Origin of the sequence: Streptomyces violascens, assembly GCF_014649955.1 — a bacterium.
GTDB classification, from domain to species: Bacteria; Actinomycetota; Actinomycetes; order Streptomycetales; family Streptomycetaceae; genus Streptomyces; species Streptomyces violascens.
The window spans coordinates 47,863-71,280 of the sequence record NZ_BMUA01000028.1 but is presented as its reverse complement, the minus strand read 5'-3'; the positions used below and the strand labels follow the sequence as shown (position 1 = coordinate 71,280).

At 70.6% G+C, this 23,418-nt stretch carries 15 protein-coding genes; 4 read left to right on the top strand and 11 right to left on the bottom strand.

The features are described from left to right. Window positions 1-17: 17 nt before the first annotated feature. On the bottom strand, window positions 18-842 hold the full coding sequence (locus tag IE206_RS34875; protein ID WP_189969436.1) for an arylamine N-acetyltransferase family protein: 825 nt from the start codon (window positions 840-842) through the stop codon (window positions 18-20). A 166-nt stretch (window positions 843-1,008) separates the two neighbouring features. Between IE206_RS34875 and IE206_RS34870 the strand changes: the two genes are divergently transcribed. Then, window positions 1,009-1,533 (top strand): TerD family protein, encoded by a 525-nt coding sequence (locus IE206_RS34870; protein WP_189969434.1) that lies wholly within the window; start codon window positions 1,009-1,011, stop codon window positions 1,531-1,533. 111 nt (window positions 1,534-1,644) lie between these two features. Here the strand turns inward: IE206_RS34870 and IE206_RS34865 are convergent, their stop codons facing one another. Next, window positions 1,645-4,539 (bottom strand): vitamin B12-dependent ribonucleotide reductase, encoded by a 2,895-nt coding sequence (locus tag IE206_RS34865; RefSeq protein ID WP_189969432.1) that lies wholly within the window; start codon window positions 4,537-4,539, stop codon window positions 1,645-1,647. Window positions 4,540-4,695: 156 nt separating this feature from the next. Next, window positions 4,696-5,217, bottom strand: coding sequence for a transcriptional regulator NrdR (gene nrdR, locus IE206_RS34860; protein ID WP_189969430.1), 522 nt, complete (start codon window positions 5,215-5,217; stop codon window positions 4,696-4,698). Between the two features lie 555 nt (window positions 5,218-5,772). Between nrdR and lexA the strand changes: the two genes are divergently transcribed. Next, window positions 5,773-6,561 (top strand): transcriptional repressor LexA, encoded by a 789-nt coding sequence (gene lexA / locus IE206_RS34855; RefSeq protein WP_189969428.1) that lies wholly within the window; start codon window positions 5,773-5,775, stop codon window positions 6,559-6,561. Window positions 6,562-6,702: 141 nt separating this feature from the next. On the opposite strand, the gene IE206_RS34850 is transcribed toward lexA, so the two are convergent. Genes IE206_RS34850 through IE206_RS34830 form a run of 5 tightly spaced genes read right to left on the bottom strand, consistent with a single transcriptional unit; the run spans window position 6,703 to window position 14,947 of the window. After that, window positions 6,703-8,673, bottom strand: a complete 1,971-nt coding sequence (locus IE206_RS34850; protein ID WP_189969426.1) for an ATP-dependent DNA helicase — start codon at window positions 8,671-8,673, stop codon at window positions 6,703-6,705. Window positions 8,674-8,710: 37 nt separating this feature from the next. Continuing rightward, complete coding sequence (locus tag IE206_RS34845; protein WP_189969424.1) at window positions 8,711-10,636, bottom strand: IucA/IucC family protein; 1,926 nt, start codon at window positions 10,634-10,636, stop codon at window positions 8,711-8,713. Between the two features lie 60 nt (window positions 10,637-10,696). Next, window positions 10,697-11,602 carry a GNAT family N-acetyltransferase gene (locus IE206_RS34840; protein WP_189969422.1) on the bottom strand — a complete coding sequence of 302 codons (906 nt, stop codon included), beginning with the start codon at window positions 11,600-11,602 and terminating at the stop codon, window positions 10,697-10,699. A 29-nt stretch (window positions 11,603-11,631) separates the two neighbouring features. After that, window positions 11,632-13,500 (bottom strand): IucA/IucC family protein, encoded by a 1,869-nt coding sequence (locus tag IE206_RS34835; protein WP_189969420.1) that lies wholly within the window; start codon window positions 13,498-13,500, stop codon window positions 11,632-11,634. Between the two features lie 37 nt (window positions 13,501-13,537). After that, entirely contained in the window at window positions 13,538-14,947 is a 1,410-nt protein-coding gene (locus tag IE206_RS34830) for a diaminobutyrate--2-oxoglutarate transaminase family protein (protein ID WP_189969418.1), read from the bottom strand. A 356-nt stretch (window positions 14,948-15,303) separates the two neighbouring features. Here IE206_RS34830 and IE206_RS34825 point away from each other — a divergent pair, with 356 nt between their 5' ends. Together IE206_RS34825 and IE206_RS34820 are read left to right on the top strand one after the other, a co-directional pair. Next, window positions 15,304-16,527 (top strand): trypsin-like serine peptidase, encoded by a 1,224-nt coding sequence (locus tag IE206_RS34825; RefSeq protein ID WP_189969416.1) that lies wholly within the window; start codon window positions 15,304-15,306, stop codon window positions 16,525-16,527. A gap of 173 nt (window positions 16,528-16,700) precedes the next feature. Beyond that, window positions 16,701-17,870: a trypsin-like serine peptidase gene (locus tag IE206_RS34820; RefSeq protein WP_189969414.1), complete on the top strand. Its 1,170-nt coding sequence runs from the start codon at window positions 16,701-16,703 to the stop codon at window positions 17,868-17,870. 130 nt (window positions 17,871-18,000) lie between these two features. On the opposite strand, the gene hflX is transcribed toward IE206_RS34820, so the two are convergent. The 3 genes from hflX to IE206_RS34805 form a co-directional block, all read right to left on the bottom strand. Beyond that, complete coding sequence (hflX, locus tag IE206_RS34815; RefSeq protein WP_189969411.1) at window positions 18,001-19,503, bottom strand: GTPase HflX; 1,503 nt, start codon at window positions 19,501-19,503, stop codon at window positions 18,001-18,003. A gap of 215 nt (window positions 19,504-19,718) precedes the next feature. Next, window positions 19,719-21,188, bottom strand: a complete 1,470-nt coding sequence (locus IE206_RS34810; protein ID WP_189969409.1) for a M1 family metallopeptidase — start codon at window positions 21,186-21,188, stop codon at window positions 19,719-19,721. Window positions 21,189-21,263: 75 nt separating this feature from the next. After that, window positions 21,264-23,348, bottom strand: coding sequence for a RelA/SpoT family protein (locus IE206_RS34805; protein ID WP_189969407.1), 2,085 nt, complete (start codon window positions 23,346-23,348; stop codon window positions 21,264-21,266). Window positions 23,349-23,418 lie beyond the last annotated feature (70 nt).

The following is a 23,418-nucleotide window of genomic DNA, read 5'->3' as shown; positions in this document are numbered from 1 at the left end:
CGAACACCGGACCGATATCACCGGCCATGCAACCCACCTCCCAATGCGCCCAGTTGTGCGAGTTCTTCACGCTCCATCACGATATCGAAGACCTCTGACAACACCCCTCCGAGCTCGTCGGCGGGCACCCTGATCCGCTCCTCGGTGCCATCGGTACGAACGGTGGTGAGCTCGTCCCGGACCAGCGCCCGGCGCACTCCGGGCGCCGTCCGCTGCGCCACGACCTGGCCCACGAAACGGGATTGGGGGTGCGAGGAGCTGTAGTGGTTCATGACCGTGAAGTCGGCCGGGTAGAGCGTCTGCGGGGCGAAGGCGTAGAGGTCGAGCCATCCCCCGGGTCGCAGCGAGCGCAGTACGTGGGTGCCGTCGTCCTCGATGCCGACGCCGAAGGTCCACCCTCCCTGCTCCACGACCGCGCCGTCCCGCAGCGGCACCGGTTCCAGCGGTCCCTGGCCCCCGAACCCCGTGTCGCACAGCCAGAGTTGGCCCTCGACGGTGACCGCGAGCAGCGCGTGGGTGACCGGCGGAAGCCACGTCCCCCGGGTCCGGTTGCGGGCCCCGCGCCCGCCGAACTCGAAGCCCAGGCGCTCGAGCACGGCGGCGAACAGCGAGTTCTGCTCGTAGCAGTAGCCTCCGCGGGCCTGCCCGACGAGCTTGCCGACGAGGCTCTTCACCTCCAGCGGGACGGTCCGGCCGAGGGCCACGTCCAGGTTCTCGAAGGGAATCGCCGCCACGTGTGCCCGGTGCAGCTCCCGCAAGGTCTGGAGCGTGGGCGACGCATCACCGTCGTAGCCGATCCGCGCGAAGTAGGCGCCCAGATCGACGTCTTGGCCGTTCCACATCGTGATCCCCCCGGAAAACCCGAGGGCCCCGTGGCCCCCGCCGCACACAATGATCACCGCCCGGGGGCCGCGCACCAACACCATTCTTCGAACGACTTCGCAACGACGGGCGTGACAGCATGAGAGGCGCGCGGGGGCGGCGGGTCAGGCACGGGGAGGGGTTCGAATGAGCGGCATCAGCAAAGGGCTCGGCACGGTCGAGGTGGCACTGCGATGGGACCCCGCCCCGCTCGGCTCGCCCGCCCACGACCTGGATGTGGTCGCGGGGGTCTATCCGGCGGCCGCCCCGTACGGACCACCCGACTACTGGGTGTACTTCGACAGCCGCTCCCCCGACGGCACGATCGACCTGAACCGCGACAGCCGCACCGGCCAGGGCCTCGGCTACGACGAGGTCATGACCCTGGACCTCGGCCGCATGCCCGCAGAGCACGCCCGCGTGGTGGTCGGCGTGATCATCCAACAGCGCGCGGGACGCCTCGTCTTCGGCGAGGTGGCGAACCCCGGCATCCGTATCCGGGACGGCTACACGGAGCTGTCGAACCACGGCTTCGCGCAGGTGGCGGACTCCCGGGCGGCGACGGTCGCGGAGTTCACCCGGGCCGAGTCCGGCGCGTGGGTATTCCGCGAGGACATCCGCGGCTTCGCCCTTGACCCGGACGCGTTCATCGCCGCCATGGGGACGGGCTGACGTGTGCGCACGACTGAGGGGACCGGCGATTGCCGGTCCCCTCAGTGCACTTCTTCTCAGCTCAACCTGCGCACTACGTCGGACGATCCGCCCGACGTGGCGCGCCCGTGATCAGCTGCAGCCGCTGGTCGAGCCGCAGCCCTCGCAGATGTAGCAGGAGCCGGCCCGCTGCATCTTCGTACCGCAGGAGAAGCACAGCGGGGCGTCCGCGCTGACGCCGAGCTGCATCTCGACGAGCTCGGCCGAGTTGTGCGCGACCTTGGGGGTCTCGACCGCGACCGGCTTCGGTGCGGCGACGGCCTTCAGGGTCTCCGTCTGGCGCGGGGCCGACTGGGCCAGGCTCTCGACGTCCAGCTCCTCGTCCTCCAGGGTCGGCTCGTACGAGCCGGTGTCCAGGTGACGCTGACGCTCCTCGGCGGAGTGGATGCCGAGGGCGGAGCGGGTCTCGAACGGCAGGAAGTCGAGCGCCAGGCGGCGGAAGATGTAGTCGACGATCGACTGCGCCATCCGCACGTCGGGGTCGTCCGTCATGCCGGCCGGCTCGAAGCGCATATTGGTGAACTTCGAGACGTAGGTCTCCAGCGGCACGCCGTACTGGAGGCCGACCGAGACCGCGATGGAGAAGGCGTCCATCATGCCCGCGAGGGTCGAGCCCTGCTTGGACATCTTCAGGAAGACCTCACCGAGACCGTCGTCCGGGTAGGAGTTGGCCGTCATGTAGCCCTCGGCGCCACCGACCGTGAAGGAGGTGGTGATCCCCGGGCGGCCCTTGGGGAGGCGCTTGCGGACCGGGCGGTACTCGACGACCTTCTCGACCGCGGTACGGATGGTCTCCTCGGCCTTGGCGGTGACCGCCTCCTTCTCCTTCTCCTTGGTCTTGGCGGAGAGGGGCTGGCCGACCTTGCAGTTGTCGCGGTAGATGGCGAGCGCCTTGACGCCCATCTTCCACGCCTCGAAGTAGACCTCTTCCACGTCCTCGACGGTCGCCGTCTCCGGCAGGTTGACCGTCTTGGAGAGCGCGCCAGAGATCCACGGCTGGATGGCCGCCATCATGCGGACGTGGCCCATCGCGGAGATGGAACGCTCGCCCATGGCGCAGTCGAAGACCTCGTAGTGCTCGGTCTTCAGGCCCGGGGCGTCGATGACGTTCCCGTTCTCGGCGATGTGGGCGACGATCGCCTCGATCGCCTCCTCCTGGTAGCCGAGGCGGCGCAGCGCCTGCGGCACCGTGCCGTTGACGATCTGCATCGAGCCGCCGCCGACCAGCTTCTTGAACTTGACCAGGGCGAGGTCGGGCTCCAGGCCGGTGGTGTCGCACGACATGGCGAGACCGATGGTGCCGGTGGGCGCGATGACCGAGGCCTGCGCGTTGCGGAAACCGTTCTTCGCGCCGAGCCGGATCACGTCCTGCCAGGCCTCGGTGGCCGCGGCCCAGATTGGGTTGTCCAGGTCGTCCACGTGGACGGCCACCGCGTTGGCGTCGGCGTGCTGCTTCATGACGCGCTGGTGCGGCTCGGCGTTGCGGGCGTAGCCGTCGTACGCGCCGACGACCGCGGCGAGCTCGGCGGAGCGCTTGTACGAGGTGCCGGTCATCAGGGAGGTGATGGCACCGGCCAGCGCGCGGCCGCCGTCGGAGTCGTACGCGTGGCCCGTCGCCATCAGGAGGGCGCCGAGGTTGGCGTAGCCGATACCGAGCTGGCGGTAGGCGCGGGTGTTCTCGCCGATCTTCTGGGTCGGGAAGTCCGCGAAGCAGATGGAGATGTCCATCGCGGTGATGACCAGCTCGACGACCTTGGCGAAGCGCTCGACCTCGAAGGACTGGTGGCCCTTGCCGTCGTCCTTGAGGAACTTCATCAGGTTCAGGGACGCGAGGTTGCAGGACGTGTTGTCCAGGTGCATGTACTCGCTGCACGGGTTCGAGCCGTTGATGCGGCCGGACTCGGGGCAGGTGTGCCAGTGGTTGATGGTGTCGTCGTACTGGATGCCCGGGTCGGCGCAGGCCCAGGCGGCCTCGGCCATCTTGCGGAAGAGCGACTTGGCGTCGACCTCCTCGATGACGTCACCGGTCATGCGGGCCCGCAGGCCGAACTTGCCGCCGGTCTCGACGGCCTTCATGAACTCGTCGTTCACGCGGACCGAGTTGTTGGCGTTCTGGTACTGGACGGACGTGATGTCGTCGCCGCCCAGGTCCATGTCGAAGCCCGCGTCACGCAGCGCGCGGATCTTCTCCTCTTCCTTCACCTTGGTCTCGATGAAGTTCTCGATGTCGGGGTGGTCGACGTCGAGGATGACCATCTTCGCCGCGCGGCGGGTCGCGCCGCCGGACTTGATCGTTCCGGCCGAGGCGTCGGCACCGCGCATGAACGAGACCGGGCCGGACGCGTTGCCGCCGGAGGAGAGGAGCTCCTTGGAGGAGCGGATGCGGGAGAGGTTCAGGCCGGCGCCGGAGCCGCCCTTGAAGATCATGCCCTCTTCCTTGTACCAGTCGAGGATCGACTCCATGGAGTCGTCGACGGCCAGGATGAAGCAGGCCGAGACCTGCTGCGGCTGGGGCGTGCCGACGTTGAACCACACCGGCGAGTTGAAGCTGAAGATCTGGTGCAGGAGTGCGTACGCCAGCTCGTGCTCGAAGATCTCGGCGTCGGCGGGCGAGGCGAAGTAGCCGTAGTCCTCGCCGGCCTTCGTGTAGGTCTTCACGATCCGGTCGATGAGCTGCTTGAGACCGGTCTCGCGCTGCGGGGTGCCGACGGCCCCGCGGAAGTACTTGCTGGTGACGATGTTGACCGCGTTCACCGACCAGAAGTCGGGGAACTCGACGCCACGCTGCTCGAAGTTGACCGAGCCGTCGCGCCAGTTGGTCATGACGACGTCACGGCGCTCCCAGGCCACCTCGTCGTACGGATGCACGCCGGGGGTGGTGTGGATGCGCTCGATGCGCAGCCCCTTGGTGGCCTTGGATCCCTTGGCTCGGGAGCCTCGTGCCGGGCCGCTCGCCGTCTCTGTCATTGCCGCCTCCCATACGCGGGCAAAAACGCCCAAAAGTGCCTGAATGTTCCCAAGGCACGGTGTTTGTCTGTTGCCACGGGCGCAGCGGAAGCTCACCCCTGGCAGGTCCTGGATTGCCGCCGATCGGCGACCTCGGGCCCGGTCCGGGCCCCTCGGTCAGTCGGCAGCGGTGGCGGGCACGGGGACCTCGGGGGTCACGCCGGCCACGCACTCGTCTGATTGGTCTGCGGGAGGACGCCGCTCGCGGAGTTCCACGATGGCGGCCTCGAAGTCTTCGAGCGTGTCGAAAGCCCGGTAGACGGACGCGAAGCGCAGGAACGCGACGAGGTCGAGCTCCTGCAGGGGGCCGAGTATGGCGAGCCCCACGTCGTGGGTGGTCAGCTCGGCGCTGCCGGTGGCGCGCACCGCCTCTTCGACTCGCTGGCCGAGCTTGGCGAGGGCGTCCTCGGTGACGGGCCGCCCCTGGCATGCCTTGCGGACGCCGGAGATGACCTTGGTGCGGCTGAAGGGCTCGGTCACGCCGGAACGCTTGATGACCATCAGCGAGGCCGTCTCCACCGTCGTGAAGCGACGGGAGCAGTCGGGGCACTGGCGGCGCCGGCGGATCGACGTGCCGTCGTCGGTCGTACGACTGTCGACGACACGGCTGTCGGGGTGCCTGCAGAAGGGGCAGTGCATGGTTCCCAACCCTCCTTCACAGCACGACTGAATAGCCTCGGCGGGCCTGGAAACCTCCCGCGAAGCGACCACAAGCATAGGCGATGGCCAGGGTCTTGAAGGACCATGGACCACAACTTCTGGGTGGCTGCACCAATCCAACCACTAGATCTAGGGTTTCTCCGGTTATCCAGCCCTACCGCGTGTCGCGAAACCCCAGCTGAGGCCCGGCGATTTCCGGCCGCCCAAGAGGTTACGGGAAGCGCGTCGCAGCGCTGGTTTGCAGGGTGCCGGATGACAGACTGTGCGCCGGTACGCCGTCGTCGTGAGCGACACACGGCTGCCACCGGAACGGTCCCCGAGGGGCGGTCGCCAAGCGTCCGGCCCCGGCGGTGAAGGGTACCGTAATGGGCCGAATTGCCGTTCGACGGGCCCCCAATCGGGACTCGCACATACACCCACCCGCAGAGCTGCGTAGCGCGTTCTGCGATTTTTCACTCGAACGTGTGTTTGGCGCAACCTTTCGAAAGCAACTACCGTTGTCCAGCTAGGGAGACCATTTCGAGAGGGGCCGACGTGACCACCACCGCAGACAGTGCCACCATCACTGCCCAGGACCGCTCCCAGACCCGACTTGAGCCGGTGCATGCCATGAATGACGCAGTCACGAACCAGGGGGCGGACTCCGGGCGTGCCCGCTCGCTGCCCGGCCGACCTCCAGGGATCAGGGCGGACAGCTCGGGGCTCACCGACCGGCAGCGGCGGGTCATCGAGGTCATCCGGGACTCCGTGCAACGGCGTGGCTACCCGCCGTCGATGCGGGAGATCGGCCAGGCTGTCGGCCTCTCCAGCACCTCGTCCGTCGCCCACCAGCTGATGGCCCTGGAGCGCAAGGGGTTCCTGCGCCGCGACCCGCACCGGCCCCGCGCGTACGAGGTCCGGGGCTCCGACCAGCCGAGCAGCCAGCCCACCGACACCGCGGGCAAGCCCGCCGCCTCCTACGTCCCGCTGGTGGGCCGGATCGCCGCCGGTGGCCCGATCCTCGCCGAGGAGTCGGTCGAGGACGTCTTCCCTCTCCCCCGCCAGCTCGTCGGCGACGGTGAACTGTTCGTCCTGAAGGTCGTCGGCGACTCGATGATCGAAGCCGCGATCTGTGACGGCGACTGGGTCACGGTGCGCCGCCAGCCCGTCGCCGAGAACGGCGACATCGTCGCCGCGATGCTGGACGGCGAGGCCACCGTCAAGCGCTTCAAGCGCGAGGACAACCACATCTGGCTGCTCCCGCACAACGCCGCCTACCAGCCGATTCCCGGCGACGACGCGACCATTCTGGGCAAGGTCGTGGCGGTGCTCCGGCGGGTCTGACCCCTCCGCCGGCTCTGACCGGGCCCCGGGACCCCCTGCGCCGGTCCCGGGGCCCTGCTGTGTCCGCAGCAGCACGCTGTGTCCGCAGCGCGAAAAGGAGGTGCTCCCGCCCGCGTGCTGCGGGCGGGAGCGGCACCCGTTCTACTTGCCGTCGGCCTGGGCCGCCGCGTCGATGGCGGCGAGCGAGCGACGCGCCTGGTTACGGTCCGTGGTGTACCAGAAGTCGGGCAGCGAAGCCCGCAGATAGCTGCCGTAGCGGGCGTTGGCCAGTCGCGGATCGAGCACCGCGACCACGCCCCGGTCACCCGTCGCCCGTACGAGCCGGCCCGCGCCCTGCGCCATCAGAAGCGCCGCATGCGTGGCTGCCACGGCCATGAAGCCGTTGCCGCCGCCCTCCTCCACCGCCTTCTGGCGGGCGCTCATCAGCGGGTCGTCGGGACGCGGGAACGGGATCCGGTCCATGACCACCAGCTGGCAGCTCGGGCCGGGCACATCCACGCCCTGCCACAGGGACAGCGTGCCGAACAGACAGGTCTTCGGGTCGGCCGCGAACGACTTGATCAGCTCGCCCAGCGTCTCCTCGCCCTGGAGCAGAATCGGATTCTCCAGGCGGCCGCGCAGCTCCTCGGCGGCGGCCTGGGCGGCCCGCATCGAGGAGAACAGGCCGAGGGTGCGGCCGCCGGCGGCCTCCACCAGCTCGGCCAGCTCGTCCATCATGTCGCCGCGCGAACCCTCCCGGCCCGGGGTGGCCAGGTGCTTGGCGACGTAGAGGATGCCCTGCTTGGGGTAGTCGAAGGGCGAGCCGACATCGAGACCCTTCCACTGCGGAACGTCCTCGCCGCCGGTGCCCTCCGGAGAGAGGCCGAGCGAGGCGCCCACCCCGTTGAAGTCCCCGCCCAGCTTGAGCGTCGCGGAGGTCAGGACGACCGAGCGGTCCGTGAAGAGCTTCTCCCTGAGCAGGCCCGACACCGAGAGCGGGGCGACCCGCAGCGAGGCGCCGAAGCGGTCATGGCGCTCGTACCAGACGACGTCCCACTCGGAGCCGTTGGTGATTCGCTCCGCCACGCCGTGCACCGTCTCCAGCATGGCGACGGCCTGCTTGCGCACGGCGTCCTCGTCCTGGACGGACTTGTCGCGGGTGGAGCCGAGCGCCGAGATCACCTCGCGGGCGGCGTCGCGCAGCGCCATCAGCGCATAGCCGAGGTCCTCCGGGACCTCCTCCAGGCGGCCCGGCAGCGCCAGCTCCATCACCCGCTCGAAGCCCTCGGAGGCGGTCTGCAGCTGATCGGCCACCTTCTCGTTGACCAGCTTGGCGCTGCGCCGCACGGCCCGGTTGACCTGACCGGGGGTGAGCTCGCCGGTCGCGACGCCGGTGACCCGGGAGACCAGCTCATGGGCCTCGTCGACGATCAGCACCTCGTGCTGCGGAAGCACCGGGGCGCCCTCGATCGCGTCGATGGCGAGGAGGGCGTGGTTGGTGACGACGACATCGGAGAGCTTGGCGCGCTCCCGGGCCATCTCCGCGAAGCACTCCGCCCCATAGGCGCACTTCGTGGCGCCCAGACACTCGCGGGAGGAGACGGAGACCTGTCCCCACGCCTTGTCCGAGACGCCCGGCGTCAGGTCGTCACGGTCGCCGGTCTCGGTCTCGTCCGCCCAGTCCCGCATCCTCAGCAGGTCCTGGCCCAGCTTGCTGGTGGGGGCGGCCGACTCGAACTGGTCGAAGAGCCCCTCGTCCTCGTCCTGCGGCGCGCCCTCATGGAGGCGGTGCAGGCACAGGTAATTCGAGCGGCCCTTCAGCATCGCGAACTGCGGACGGCGCCGCAGCAGCGGGTGCAGCGCGTCCACGGTGCGCGGCAGGTCGCGCTCCACGAGCTGGCGCTGGAGCGCCAGGGTGGCCGTGGCGATCACGACGCGCTCCCCGTGCGCGAGGGCCGGCACCAGGTAGCCGAGGGACTTTCCGGTGCCCGTCCCGGCCTGGACCAGCAGGTGGGAGCTGTCGTCGACGGCATCGGCGACAGCCGTGGCCATGGTGACCTGGCCAGGCCGCTCCACGCCGCCGACGGCGGTGACGGCGGCGTGCAGGAGCTCGGGGAGTGAAGGCTTTGTCATAGCCAGACCACCCTACGGCTCGTCACTGACAATCCGATCACTCAGCCGCTGCGAGAGGGTTCGCCACGGTGCCGTGCACGGTGGCGTGCGGCCGCTCGGGGCGGTCCCGGTAGCCGTCCGTGTGCAGCCGGTTCCGGTTGAGGCAGAGCCGGTCGATCCGGGGCGTGAGCAGGTCGAACGTTTCGTGGCGGTCCTTCTCGTGCGGGAAACGCGCCTGGTGGCGCAGGATCTCGTCGCGCACCAGGGCCCAGAAGTCGGCCTCGGGTACGCCCAGTTGGTCCTCGCAGAGCGGGGCCAGAAAGCGGAAGACGCCCACGAAGAGCCCCGAATGAATGAATTGCGTGAGGAAGGAGGGCGCTTCTGTAAGGAGGATGTTCCGCACGTCCTCGGGCATCGAGTCGTGCTCGGGAAGGTGCTCGGCGCTCACATTGATGTCGTCGACGAAGTCCTTGATCGCCAGGCGTACGGGCACGTCCTGGTCGTCGAAGACGACGATGGCGTTCTCCCCGTGCGGGGAGAAGACGGTTCCGTAGCGGTAGAGGAAGTGCAGCAGCGGCGGCAGCAGGGCACTGAACAGCCGGCGCAGCCACACCTGGGGCGGGAGCCCCGAGCGGGCGACGAGCTCGGCCGTGAAGGCGCGCCCTTCGGGGTCGGTGTGGAGCAGCGCGGCCAAGGTGCGGGCCCGTTCGCCCGCCGCGAGCCGCTGCGGCAGGGGCTCGCGCCAGATCGCACCGAGCAACTCCTTGTACTGGTAGGGGACTTCGGCGATGCGGTCGTACAGCGGGTGCTCCACGGCGACCGAGGCGACCTCGCCGAGCAGGATCACCCGGCATTCGTCCCGCAGGAAGGCGTCCCGCTCGCACAGGCCCTGCACCCAGGCCGTGACGGCGGGCGCGGCCACGGTGCGCTCGGTCGGCAGGCCCCGCCAGACCAGGGTGTTGAGGATGGACAGCGGCAGTTTCACCGTGTGACGTTCGGGCCGCGACAGGTTCAGGAAGGTGCGGATGGACTGCTGCGGCAGCCGTACGTCCCCGTCGGTGGGCAGCGGCACGATGGCGTTGTCGGCGACGGCCGGGGCGAAGAGCGGAAGGATCATCTCCGTCCACTGCCAGGGGTGGACGGGCAGGTAGAGGTAGGCCTCCGGGTCGAGGCCCCTGGCCCGGAGCGTGGCGGCGAACGCCTCGCGGACGGGGGCGTCGAGCTCGCGGTCGTAGAGCCGGTCCGGCGTGGCCAGCGGCCCGACGCCCCGGTAGCTGGCGAGGTCCGTGCGGACCGCGATCCAGGGCAGCCTGGCCTCGGTGCGGGCTTCCGGGCTCCAGCGCGCCGCGTCGTCGGCGGAGAACCCGAGCCGGCCCTTGTTGAGCACGAGCCAGGGGTGGCCGGTCTGGTGGCCCTCCAGCTCGGCGTAGCCCAGGTCGGCGAGCTGGGCCGCGGACAGTGCGGTGGAGTGCAGGCGGGCGTCCGCGGCCAGGGTGGCGGTGAGTTCCCGTACGAGGTGTCCGAAGGTGGCCCCGTCGACGCCGAGGGTCCGGCGGGCAAGCCCGAGGAAGCGGATGGGATCGCCGAAGGGCTCGGCGGACGGGAGCGGGTGTCCTGGAGTGTTCCGGTCGTCCGGCTCCCCCGCGCTCGGCGCGCCCTGCCCGGTACGGCGGACGGAGTCGGGATCCACCTGCCAGCCGCCGTAGGCACCGCGCCGGGCCAGGTAGGTCAAAGTGCTGCCGTCGTCCAGCGAGAACCCGTACTGACCTGTGCTTTTCCCGTCCGACCCAGCATTGTCAGTGGTGGGCTCTACCGTTGGTTGCACGATTTCCTCGTAGGCGAAGGCACCGATCATCTTCGCCAGGAGGAGGCGTCCCGCACGGTCCCAGGCCTCGCGGTTCAGCTCGGGAGGGGCCAGCAGCCCGGGCGGGGCTTCGGGGTCGAGGAGGCCGCGGGATTCATCGGGGGAAGGAGGGTTCGGCATGGGGACTCCTCGGGGTCGAACCGATTCGGGGCTAGAGGTGTATGCGGAGCGACGGGGCGTTCACAGCAGGTTCCTGAGCGCGCGGTCGCGGACCATCAGGGCGGCTCGCTTGTCGGGCAGGTCGACCTCCGCGTGGAAGCGGAAGCCGGCGCTGAGGAACGCGGAGACGGAAGGGGTGTTGCGCAGATCGGGTTCGGCGATCACACGGGAGCAGTGCGGACGGTTGTCGATGACCAGGTCGGCGGCGGCCCTGAGCAGGGTGGTCCCGACGCCCCGGCCGCGGTCGGCGACGCCGCCGATGAGCAGATGGAGACCGGTGTCGTGCGGGCGGGCCGGATAGTGGCGGGCCAGCGGGTCCAGGTCCGCGCGGTAGATCTCCCAGTAGCTCATGGGGGTTCCGCCGAGGACGCCCACACAGGGCACGCTGCGGCCGTCGCCGTCGAGCTGATTGCGCAGATGGTCGGCGGTGACGGACGCGGGTCCCTCCAGGTCCCAGAAGGCCGCCACGGCGGGGTCGTTCATCCACCGGGCAAGGAGGGCGAGGTCGCGTTCGAGACGTACGGGTACGAGCTGGAACACTCCGAGCGGGGTGGTGACCGGCGCCCAGTCGCCGGGGGAATCGAGCAGGTCCTCGACGACGGGGTAAGTCGGCCGGGCAGCACTGCCTGACTGCGGCAGCACGTCGCTGCCGGGCCACTGCTGGGCGACGTCGCCGGTGAGAGGTTCCGCGCCGCCGGTCCCCGAGCCCGAGGGGGCGGCAGCGGTGCCGGGCCCGCCGAGCTCGGCCCCGGCGGGCCCACCGGACCCGGGCCGCTCCGGGCCCGGACCGTCCGGCCGGGCGGCGCTGTCGCCGAACAGGGCGATCAGTTCGCCGGGCAGCTCCAGATCCAGGGTGTCGTCGGCCTCCGCCCCCTGGTGGGGGGCCGGATCGGCGTCGGCGTCGGTGCTCGCATCGGTGGGAGGCACGGCGACGTTCCTCTCGCAGTTCGTACGGGTCAAGTTCCGTTGATGTGAAGGGGGTTGGTGATGGTGACGTAGACGGACTGGGTGTCGACCGGGCCGACGAGTTCGTCGAGGCCGTGCAGCCGGGTCAGCAGGTTGGCCTTGCAGCGCAGCGTCGCGCTGTCCAGCAACTGGGCGGGCAGGGGCGAGCCGAGGCCGGTGGCCTTGGTGAGGAACTGGCGCAGGGCGGCGAGCAGGACGCGTTCGTCGGCGAGGTGCTGGGCGCCGAAGGCCCCGATGAGGCCGAGGATGTTGTTGATGCCGAGGTAGTAGGCGAAGCGCTCGTCGGTCACTGCGTCGGGGACGAAGGTGTCGCTGGTGGCGCCGATGCCGGGCAGCCGCCGCTCCAGGGCGGCGCGGTGCGACTCGCGGAAGTAGTAACCCTGGTTGTCGCGGTATCGGCCGCCCACAGGCCAGCCGTCGGGGTCGAGCAGGACCAGCGTGTTCTGCTGGTGGGCCTCCAGGGCGATGCCTGCCGTGCCGTCCAGCCAGAGCAGCGGGCGTACGACCTGGTCGAGGTAGCGCAGGAACCACTCGGCGGAGACGGCCGCGGTGGGCCGGCCGGTGCGGGCGGCGAGCCGGCCCACCAGGTCGGCGAGGCGCGAGTGCATCCCCGCACGGCCCGGCATGGGGCGCGGGGCGGTGAGCGCGGCGATGCAGACGGCGTCATCGCCGGGCGCGAACGGGTTGTGGCGGACCATGACGTCGAGGCCCGGCAGGGGTTCGCCGTCCGGGGTGTCGACGGCGAGCCAGGCGGGGTCGCGGACGATGTCGAAGCAGGGGTGGGCGGACTGCCACTCCTCGCCGAGGCCCGCCCGCAGCAGGCGGTGGACCTCCACGCCCCGGTGGAGTTCCTTGCGGAGGTTCTCGCGGCGGGAGTTGGTGATGCGTACGCCGAGCGACAGCTTGAGCATGGCGTCGGCGCCGGGGCGGTGGACGGTGCGGACCGAGGACGTCGGGTGCCAGTCGTCGCCGTGCGGGCCCAGGTCGTGCAGGAGCCCGGCGTCGAGCAGCGCGGCGACGGCCGGGCGCTGGGCGACGTCGCGGGCCTGCCAGGGGTGCAGGGGCAACGGAACGGTACCGGGCGGGAGTTGGAGGTCGCCCGCGAACCGGCGCGCCAGCTGGGCGGCGTCGATGGTGCGGCCGCCCTCGGTCCACGCCGAGTCGGCAGCGAGGACGGAGGGGTCGACGGCCATCCAGTGCAGGGGGAAGGAGCCGCACAACTCGGGTGAGTAGCGGCGCACTTCCGTCTCGGAGAGGCCCTCGCGGCTCTTCGGGGTGGGGTGCAGCGGGTGGCCCAGGAGGAGTGACTGTTCGGCGGTGAGGAAGAGATCGGCCGTGTCGCGGGGGCCGGGGCTGGTGCGCCGGTCGGCGATGAAGTCCGCGGTGCGGCGCACGGAGTCGGCGACGCGGCCCACCAGGTCGGCGCCTTCGCTCCGGCCTGCCTCGCGGCCGAGCAGGGCGGCGACCGTGACGGCGTCGGCGGGCGGGGCGCCGCCGGAGCCGCCTTCCAGGGCGGGCCTGGCGAACCGGTGCCAGCCGGTGGCCGACCAGTAGGGCACGGGCACGAGCAGCGCGGTGCCGCTGGCCGGGAGCGGGATGCGCAGGACAGGACCGTCGGGCGGGGCCAGGTCGTTCTCCCGTACCCAGCAGCGCAGCAGGTTCTCGACGGCGGCCGCCTCGGCGGCGGCCTCGGGGTCGGCGGCGTCCAGCGGGTCCGGTTCGCTGCGGGCGGTCAGTCGTTCGCCGTGGATCCCGGCCTTCTGGCGCGGCACCGTCGTCGGCTCGGCCACCAGCGGGCCGCGGTGGGCGGTGACAGGGCCGTCGGCCTCAGGCGCATCAGGTGCGGGGGTGGGATTCACGGAGGTCTTCCTTGGGAGCTCGTGGGGTGGTCCGGGATCAGTGGGACGGTCCGGTCTCGGTCCGGTGGTGCACGCCTGCCCCCGAGTCGGGGCGCAGGTGCGGGGAGCGTGCGGCGGCGGCCAGGGCGTCGGCGAGCCGGTCGAGGACGGCGACGGCCTGTTCGTCGGTGAGGGTGAGCGGGGGCAGCAGCCGTACGACGCCGGAGTGGCGGCCGCCGAGCTCGACGATGAGCCCGCGCCGCAGGCACTCCTGCTGCACGGCGGCGGCCAGGGCGGGTGCGGGCGGCGGTGGGTTGCCGGAGCTGAGGTCCTCGCGCTCCGGGTCGACGAGTTCGACGCCGATCATCAGGCCCCGGCCGCGCACGTCGCCGATGCAGGGGTGGTCGGCGGCGAGGCCCTGCAACTGGCCGAGCATGCGGGCGCCGAGGACGGCCGCGCGGTCGGCGAGCCGGTTCTCGCGGACGTACGCGAGGGTGGCCGCGCCGGCCGCCATGGCCAGCTGGTTGCCGCGGAACGTTCCGGCGTGCGCGCCCGGCTCCCAGGCGTCGAGGCCGTCCCGGTACACGATCACGGCGAGCGGCAGAGAGCCTCCGATGGCCTTGGAGAGCACCATCACGTCGGGCACCACCCCGCTGTGCTCGACAGCCCAGAACGTGCCGGTGCGGCCGACGCCCGTCTGCACCTCGTCGGCGATCAGCGGGATGGAGCGGCTCGCGGTGATCTCGCGCATCCGGCGCATCCAGGCGTCGGGCGCCGGGATCACGCCGCCCTCTCCCTGCACTGGTTCGAGGATCATCCCGGCCGGGGCGGGGATGCCGCCCTTGGGATCGTCGAGGAGGTTCTCGGTCCAGCGGGCGGCGGTCTCGGCCCCGCGTTCGCCGCCGATTCCGTACGGGCAGCGGTAGTTCTGGGGGTAGGGCAGCCGGGTCACCCCGGCGTCCCGGGCTCCGCCGGAGGCGGCGAGCGCGCCCGCGGTCATGCCGTGGTAGGCGCCGGTGAAGGCGAGCATTCCGGTGCGTCCGGTGGCGGTGCGCACCAGCTTCAGCGCGGCCTCGACCGCGTCCGTGCCGGCCGGCCCGCAGAACTGGATCCTTCCGTGCTCGGCGAGTTGGCGCGGCAGGGTGGCGAACAGTTCCGTGGTGAAGGCGTCCTTGACCGGCGTCGCGAGGTCCAGGATGTGAAGCGGCGCCCCCGAGTCGAGGACCTTGCGGATCGCTTCGAGCACGACGGGGTGGTTGTGCCCGAGCGCCAGTGTGCCCGCCCCCGAGAGGCAGTCCAGATAGCGCCGCCCGTCCGCGCCCTCGATCGTCAGGCCGCGCGCCCGGACGGGCACGATGGGCAGCGAGCGGGCGTAGGTGCGGGCCGCCGACTCCCTCAGGGACTGCCGTCGCAGGATGCCCTCATGAGTGCTGAGCAGCGCCGTAGGGGCTGGTTCGGTCACGGCCACGACTGCTGGTCCTCCCGCTGTGACGGTTCCGTATCGCGTCCGTTGCGTGGCACGTACTCCCACGCTGAACGCTGTCCTGATGTCCCCCGTACGTACCAACGACGCCGGCACCGCGGGAGCACGGCCTGACCGGAACTTCCTTGCCTCCAGGCAAGGTTCGCCTTACCGGCATGGCCGTACGGCCCTGGCGGGCGGGAACCGCGGCCCTGCCGCGTGCCGTCCCCCACGGCACCGGCATAGTGGGGGCCGCACTCGGGCACCGGCTCGCGGTGCCGCTGTTCACGCGTTTGTTCACGAGTTCAGAAGACGAAGAAGACGAAGACGCTTTGATGACGAAGTTCCAGGGGGAATCCGACATGCGACCCATACGCCCGTCCAGCGCCGAGCGCACGGGAAGGAGGGCTCGTCGCGGGGTCTCCCCCGTGCTGGCCGCGCTCGGCCTCACGGCCGCTCTGGCGCTGACCGCCACCGCCTGCGGACCCGGCGATTCCAGCGCCGACAGCAAGCCGACGGCGTCGGCGGCCACGGGCGACGCCGACAAGCTCCAGATCCCGGACGACGTCAAGAACCAGCTCAAGAAGCACGGCATCGACCTGGACAAGTGGAAGAACGGCGAGTGGAAGAACTGGGACAAGGCCACGTGGCTGCGTGAGGCCAAGGACTACGTCAACCCGATCATCCAGGACCTGTGGGACCCGGACCGGATGCGCAAGGCCGACAAGCCCCCGGAGAAGGCCGTCCCCAATGACATCTCCGGCGACAAGGGCGTGACGGACCCGACGCCCGCGCCCGTGAAGGCCGCCGCGGCGAAGGCTCCGTACCACCAGAGCCTGCCGGAGCTGGGCAAACTGTTCTTCGACAGCCCCGAGGGTTCGATGGTGTGCTCCGCGACCGTCGTGAAGGACCCGGCCCACCCCGGCAAGTCCAACATGGTGTGGACCGCGGGCCACTGTGTGCACGCGGGCGCCAAGGGCGGCTGGTACCGCAACATCGCCTTCGTCCCCTCGTACAACAACTCCAACCTGCCGACGGCCCAGCTGCAGAAGGCCACCAAGGCGCAGATCGCTCCGTACGGCGTCTACTGGGCCGACTGGGCGCAGACGTCGCAGCAGTGGATCGAGGGCGGCGGCCCGACCGGTGGCACCGGCGCCCCGTACGACTTCGCGGTGCTGCACGTGACGCCGGAGAAGGGCTCGAACGGCAAGTCCCTGGAGGAGACCGTCGGCGGCGCGCTTCCGGTGGACTTCGACGCGCCGGCCGTGCCGAAGATCAGCGCCATGACGGCCAACGGCTACCCGGCCGCGCCGCCCTATGACGGCCAGAAGCTGTACCAGTGCAAGGACAAGCCGGGCCGGCTGTCCCTCGAGGCGAACCTGCCGACGATGTACCGCATCGGCTGCACCATGACCGGCGGCTCCTCCGGCGGCGGCTGGATCGCCACGGGCTCGGACGGCAAGCCGTCGCTCGTCTCCAACACCTCCATCGGCCCGGTCACGGCGGGCTGGCTTGCCGGTCCGCGGCTCGGCAAGGAGGCCAAGGGTGTCTACGACTCGGTGAGCACCAAGTACGCGGGCCAGTAAGCGCTTTGCGGGGGTCCTGTGAACGCCGGGACCCCCGTTCGTACCCCCCGTGCCGAGCAGGCATAGTAGGGGGCTGCACGGTGGGCCACCAGGCAGACGCCTGCCCACCTTACTGACAAGTACATGGCAAAACCTGCTCTCGACGGGCAGTCTCATCAGGGGGAATCGTTTTCATGCGATCCATACGTCCGTTGCTGGCCGCTTCCGGCCTCGCCGCGGCTCTCGCGCTGACCGCCACCGCGTGCGGCCCGGGCGGCAGTGACGCGGACAGCAAGCCGTCGGCCTCCGGCTCGGCCCAGGCCAAGGGCGACTCCGCCGGCCCCGCCGACCTGGCCGACACCCTCAAGAAGCACGGGGTCGACCTCGACAAGTGGAAGAACGGCGGATGGAAGAACTGGGACAAGGACAAGTGGCTCCGTGACGCCAAGGACTTCGTCAACCCGGTGATCGACGGCTTGTGGAAGCCGGACCGGATGAAGTCCGCCAAGGACCCGCAGAAGACCATGGCCGCCGGTGACGTCAACGGCGGTACGGGCATCTCGGACCCCGAGCCCGCGCCGGTCAAGGCCGTCCAGGAGAAGCTGCCGTACCACAACTTCGCCGCCCCGGTCGGCAAGGTGTTCTTCGACTCACCCGAGGGCGCCATGGTCTGCTCGGGCACCGTCGTGAAGGACCCGGCCCACCCCGGCAAGTCCAACATGGTGTGGACCGCGGGCCACTGCGTCCACCAGGGCGGCTCCGGCGGCTGGTACCGCAACATCGCCTTCGTCCCGTCGTACAACGACAAGGGCAAGTCGGAGGCGGCCCTCAACAACGCGCAGCCTCAGGAGATCGCGCCCTACGGCGTGTACTGGGCCGACTGGGCCTCGACCTCCGGCGAGTGGATCAAGGACGGCGGCCCGACCGGCGGCACCGGCGCCCCGTACGACTACGCGGTGCTGCACGTGAAGCCGGAGAAGGGCAGCAAGTCCCTCGAGGAGACGGTCGGCAACGCGCTGACGGTCAACTTCTCCGCCCCGCAGGCCAAGTCCGTCGCCACGATGGGCGCCTGGGGCTACCCGGCGGCGCCGCCGTACGACGGTCTGCAGATGTTCAAGTGCCTCGACCGTCCCGGCCAGCTCTCCATCAGCCCCGGCACGCCCCCGATGTACCGCATCGGCTGCACCATGACGGGCGGCTCCTCCGGCGGCGGCTGGTTCATGAACGGCCCCGACGGCAAGGCGCAGCTGGTCTCCAACACCTCGATCGGCCCGGTCACTTCGGGCTGGCTGGCCGGCCCGCAGCTCGGCGCCGGCGCGAAGGCCCTCTTCGACTCGATGAGCGCGAAGTACGGCGGCCAGTGACCCCGGAACACCGCGACGCCTGAGCACCGGATACGACGTAAGGCCCGTCCCCTCCTTCGAGGGGGCGGGCCTTACGTCTTTCAGACTCGTGAACTACCGTCTGCCGAGCGGCAGTTCACGGTCCGTACGCTCAGTGCGCGGCCGGCACGTACGGAGCCAGCTCGGCTGCGAGCACCTCGTGCACCCGGGCCTTGAGCACGGTGCCCTCCGCGACGTGCTCCTCGGAGATCACCTCGCCCTCGGCGTGCGCCCGGGCGACCAGCTGGCCGTGCGTGTAGGGCACCAGCGCCTCGATCTCGATCGAGGGGCGCGGCAGTTCGGTGTCGATGAGCGCGAGCAGCTCCTCGATGCCTTCGCCGGTGCGGGCCGAGACCGCGATGGAGTGCCGCTCGATCCGCAGCAGGCGCTGCAGCACGAGCGGGTCCGCCGCGTCCGCCTTGTTGATCACCACGATCTCGGGCACGTCGACCGCGCCCACATCGCGGATGACCTCGCGCACGGCGGCGAGCTGCTCCTCCGGCGCGGGGTGCGACCCGTCCACCACGTGCAGGATGAGATCGGAGTCGCCGACCTCCTCCATGGTGGAGCGGAACGCCTCGACGAGGTGGTGCGGCAGATGCCGGACGAACCCGACGGTGTCGGCCAGCGTGTACAGCCGCCCGGTGGGCGTCTCGGCCCGCCGCACGGTCGGGTCGAGGGTGGCGAACAGCGAGTTCTCCACCAGCACGCCCGCGCCCGTGAGGCGGTTGAGCAGCGAGGACTTTCCGGCGTTGGTGTAACCCGCGATGGCGACCGAAGGCACCTTGTTGCGGCGCCGCTCCTGGCGCTTGATCTCGCGGCCGGTCTTCATCTCCGCGATCTCACGGCGCATCTTCGCCATCTTCTCGCGGATCCGCCGCCGGTCCGTCTCGATCTTGGTCTCACCGGGACCACGGGTGGCCATGCCGCCGCCACCGCTGGACCCGCCGCCGCCCATCTGACGCGACAGCGACTGACCCCAGCCGCGCAGGCGCGGCAGCATGTACTGCATCTGCGCCAGCGAGACCTGGGCCTTGCCCTCACGGGACTTGGCGTGCTGGGCGAAGATGTCGAGGATCAGCGCGGTCCGGTCGACCACCTTGACCTTGACGACGTCTTCGAGGTGGATGAGCTGGCCCGGGCTGAGCTCACCGTCGCAGACGACCGTGTCCGCGCCGGTCTCCAGGACGATGTCCCGCAGCTCCTGCGCCTTGCCGGAGCCGATGTAGGTGGCCGGATCGGGCTTGTCACGGCGCTGGTAGACGCCGTCGAGCACCAGGGCGCCCGCCGTCTCGGCGAGGGCCGCGAGCTCCGCGAGCGAGTTCTCCGCGTCCTGCAGCGTCCCCGTGGTCCATACGCCGACCAGCACCACGCGCTCCAGGCGCAGCTGCCGGTACTCGACCTCGGTGACGTCCTCGAGCTCGGTGGAGAGGCCCGCCACGCGCCGCAGCGCGGCACGCTCGGAGCGGTCCAGCTGGTCGCCGTCCCGCGCTCCGTCGATCTCGTGGCTCCAGGCGACGTCCTCTTCCATCAGGGCATCGGCCCGAAGGCTCTCGGTGCGGTGCGTGTCCGCGAAGCTCTGCTCGTCCTGGGAAGGGGATGAAGAGGAGGTCATTGGATCCTTTACGTCGTTGGAATTCCGGACCGGATTCCCCGAGGGAGTTCCGGCTGTGTCGGTCACAACGCGTAATGGGCCCCAATGATTCCCGGACGGAATCCGGCCCCGGCGGCGCCGCCGACGTGAACGATGGTCGCACGGTGCCTCCAGGGCCGTCACCCCGGTTTTCCGGCCCCGGGCCCGCCCCGGCGGGCCCGGGCCGCGGTGGCCGGTCAGGCGTGCGTCTTCGGTTTCTGGGTGTGCCAGTCCGGGTGGCCGGGCATCGGCGGCGTCTTCTCCCCGTACAGCCACGCCTTGAAGAAGCCGGACAGGTCACGTCCCGCGATCCGGGAGGCCAGCGCGGAGAAGTCGGCGGTCGTGGCGGTGGAGTCCCGGTGTTCGCGCACCCAGCGTCGCTCCAGGCGGTCGAAGGCCCTCGGGCCGATCTCCTCGCGGAGGGCGTACAGGACGAGCGCGCTGCCGTCGTAGACGATCGGCCGGAAGATCCCGATCTTCTGTCCGGGCGCGGACGCCCTGGGTGCGGCGGGCGGCCCGCCGGCGGCGCGCCAGCCGTCGGACAGGGCGTAGGCGGTCTTCATCCGCTGCTCCATGGACCGCTTCTTGCCCACTTCGTCGGCGTACTTCGCCTCGTACCAGGTGGCGTGCCCCTCGTTCAGCCAGAGGTCCGCCCAGCCGCGGGGCGACACGCTGTCGCCGAACCAGTGGTGCGCCAGCTCGTGCACCATGACCGAGTCCACGTACCAGTCGGTGAACTCCGGCCGCACGAACAGCGACCGCTCGAACAGGGTCAGGGTCTGCGTCTCCAGCTCGAAACCGGTGTCGGCGCTCGCGATCAGCACCCCGTACGTCTCGAACGGGTACCGCCCGACCTGCTGCTCCATCCACGCGATGTGCCCGGGCGTCCTCTTCAGCCAGGGCTCCAGCACGGCCTTGTCGGCGGCCGGGACCACGTCACGGATGGGCAGCCCGTGCGGCCCCTCCCGGTGCAGCACCGCGGAGTGCCCGATGGACACCTGGGCCAGTTCGGTCGCCATGGGGTGCCTGGTGCGGTACGTCGAGACGACGCGTGTGCCGTCGCGCTCCCGCGCGGCCGGCAGTCCGTTGGCGACCACCGTCACATCCGCCGGGGCGGACACGTGGAAGGTGAAGAACGCCTTGTCGGAGGGGTGGTCGTTGCAGGGGAAGACCCGGTGGGCGGCATCGGCCTGGTTGGCCATCACCAGGCCGTCGGCGGTACGGACCCAGCCGCCGTCGAGCGCCGCCTTCGGGTCGCTGGTGTGCCGCACGGTGATCCGCACGGGCTCACCTGCGTGGACCGGGCTCTGCGGAGTGATCACCAGGTCCTCGTCGGCGGTGGCGAACTCCGCCGGCCGCCCGTTGACCTCGACCGCGTGCACCGTGCCCCGGGCGAAGTCGAGATTGATCCGGTCCAGACTGTCGGTGACCATGGCGTCGATGGTGGTGACGGCCTCCATCGGCTTGCTGTTGTCACCCAGGTAGGTGAACCCGATGTCGTACGAGAGCACGTCGTACCCGGGGTTCCCCAGATGCGGGAACAAGGGATCCCCGATCCCCAGCGGCACCGGGGCGGGCAGGGCCGCGGCGACCACGGATGCCGCGGCCGCGGCAATTAGCACGGCACGCAGTCGGCGGGAACGGGGGCGGCGGGGGGTGAGCGGCATGTCCTACGGCTACCAGCGTGATCGGCTCCGGGTCAGCCGACTCGCATGGGGGCCACTCGAACGAGGGTGTGTTGCTCACCCCGCGGCGGCCGGATGCTGCGCCCGGCTCACGTCGTACACCCCTGGCACATCGCGCATGGCCCGCATGAGGGCGGGCAGCCCTGCGGCGTCCGGGAGTTGGAGCGTGTAGGTGTGGCGGACGCGCTGTTCGCTGGGGGGTTCCACGGTGGCCGAGACGATGGCCGCGTCGGCGGTGGCGATGGCTTCCGTGAGGTCGGCGAGCAGGCGGGGCCGGCCGAAGGCCTCGGCGACCAGGGTGACCCTGCACTCCGCGGCGTCCCCCCAGCGCACCTCCACCGGTGCGCGCCCCACGGCCTTCATCCGGGCGACGGCCGGACACTCCTGGCGGTGTACGGTCACCGCCGCCCCGCGCACCGAGAACCCGGTGACCACATCGGGCGGAACGGGGGTGCAGCACCCGGCGAGACGTACCGTCACATCGGGCAGGTCGGTCACCGCGTTGGCGGCGGCCCGCCGGTCGGCCGGGACGTTGACCTGCGGCCGGGGCGCCGCGGCCGGCAGCTTGACGCCCTCCGGGTTGACCGCGAGCCAGCCGCTGATCGCGATCCGCGCGGCCGGGGTCCTGGCGTGGTCGAGCCAGTCGGAGGCGGGGCCTGAGGTGGCGTCCTGGGCCAGTAGGGGCTGCACGGTGTCGCCGTCGTTCAGGACCGTACTGAGCGTCGCCAGGCGGCCGTTGACGCGCGCGCCGATGCAGCTGTGGGCGTCGTCGCCGTACTGCGCGTACGCGGCGTCCACGCAGCTCGCACCGGCCGGCAGGACCAGGGTGTGGCCGTCGGCGCAGAAGACCGTGATCTCGCTGTCCCCCGCCAGTTCCTCGCGCAGGGAGGACCAGAAGGTGTCGGGGTCGGGGGCGTTCTGCTGCCAGTCGAGGAGCCGGGAGAGCCAGCCGGGCCTGGTGGGGTCCTCGCGTTCGTCGCCCGCCTGCTGCGCCCCGTCGCCGGGTCCGCCCGCATAGGGGTTGCCGAGTGCGATGACCCCGGCCTCGGCGACCTTGTGCATCTGGTGCGTACGGATGAGGACTTCGGCGACCTCGCCGCCCGGGCCGACGACCGCCGTGTGCAGCGACTGGTACAGGTTGAACTTGGGCGAGGCGATGAAGTCCTTGAACTCGGAGACGACCGGCGTGAAACAGGTGTGCAGTTCGCCCAGGACCGCATAGCAGTCGGCGTCCTCGGCGACCAGCACGAGCAGCCGGCCGAAGTCGCTTCCGCGCAGTTCGCCGCGCTTGAGCTGCACCCGGTGCACGGAGACGAAGTGGCGCGGCCGAATGAGGACTTCGGCGCTGATGCCGGCCTCGCGCAGCACCCCGCGCACGCTTTCGGCGATGCCGGTGAGCGGGTCGACGGTGCCGGAGTTGGCCGCGATGAGGATCCGGGTGCGCTCGTACTCCTCGGGGTGCAGGATCGCGAAGACCAGGTCCTCCAGCTCGGACTTGAGGGCCTGCACGCCGAGGCGTTCGGCAAGCGGGATCAGGACGTCCCTGGTGACCTTGGCGATCCGGGCCTGTTTCTCGGGCCGCATCACGCCGAGGGTGCGCATGTTGTGCAGCCGGTCGGCCAGTTTGATCGACATCACGCGTACGTCGTCGCCGGTGGCGACCAGCATCTTGCGGAAGGTCTCCGGTTCGGCCGCGGCTCCGTAGTCGACCTTTTCCAGTTTGGTCACGCCGTCCACCAGATAGGTGACTTCCTCGCCGAATTCGGCCCGCACCTGATCGAGCGTCACTTCGGTGTCCTCGACGGTGTCGTGGAGGAGGGACGCGGTCAAGGTGGTGGTCTCGGCGCCCAGTTCGGCGAGGATCAGCGTCACGGCGAGCGGATGCGTGATGTAGGGCTCGCCGCTCTTGCGGAACTGGCCGCGATGGGACGTTTCGGCGAGGACGTAAGCCCGGTGCAGCACGGCCAGATCGGCGTCGGGGTAGTGGGCCCGGTGTGCGTCGGCCACATGGCCGATGGCGTCGGGCAGCCGGTCCCGGGAGACCGGGCCGAGCAGTGCCGCTCGGCCGAGCCGACGGAGGTCGATCCGGGGGCGGCCGCGTCGGCGGCTCTGAGCACCAGGATTTGTGGCCTCTGCACTCATGGGGCACCTCCGGCAGCATCGACCGGTGGTGGAGGGACCGGCGTGCCCCTCCGGACCGGTGCTTGATGCT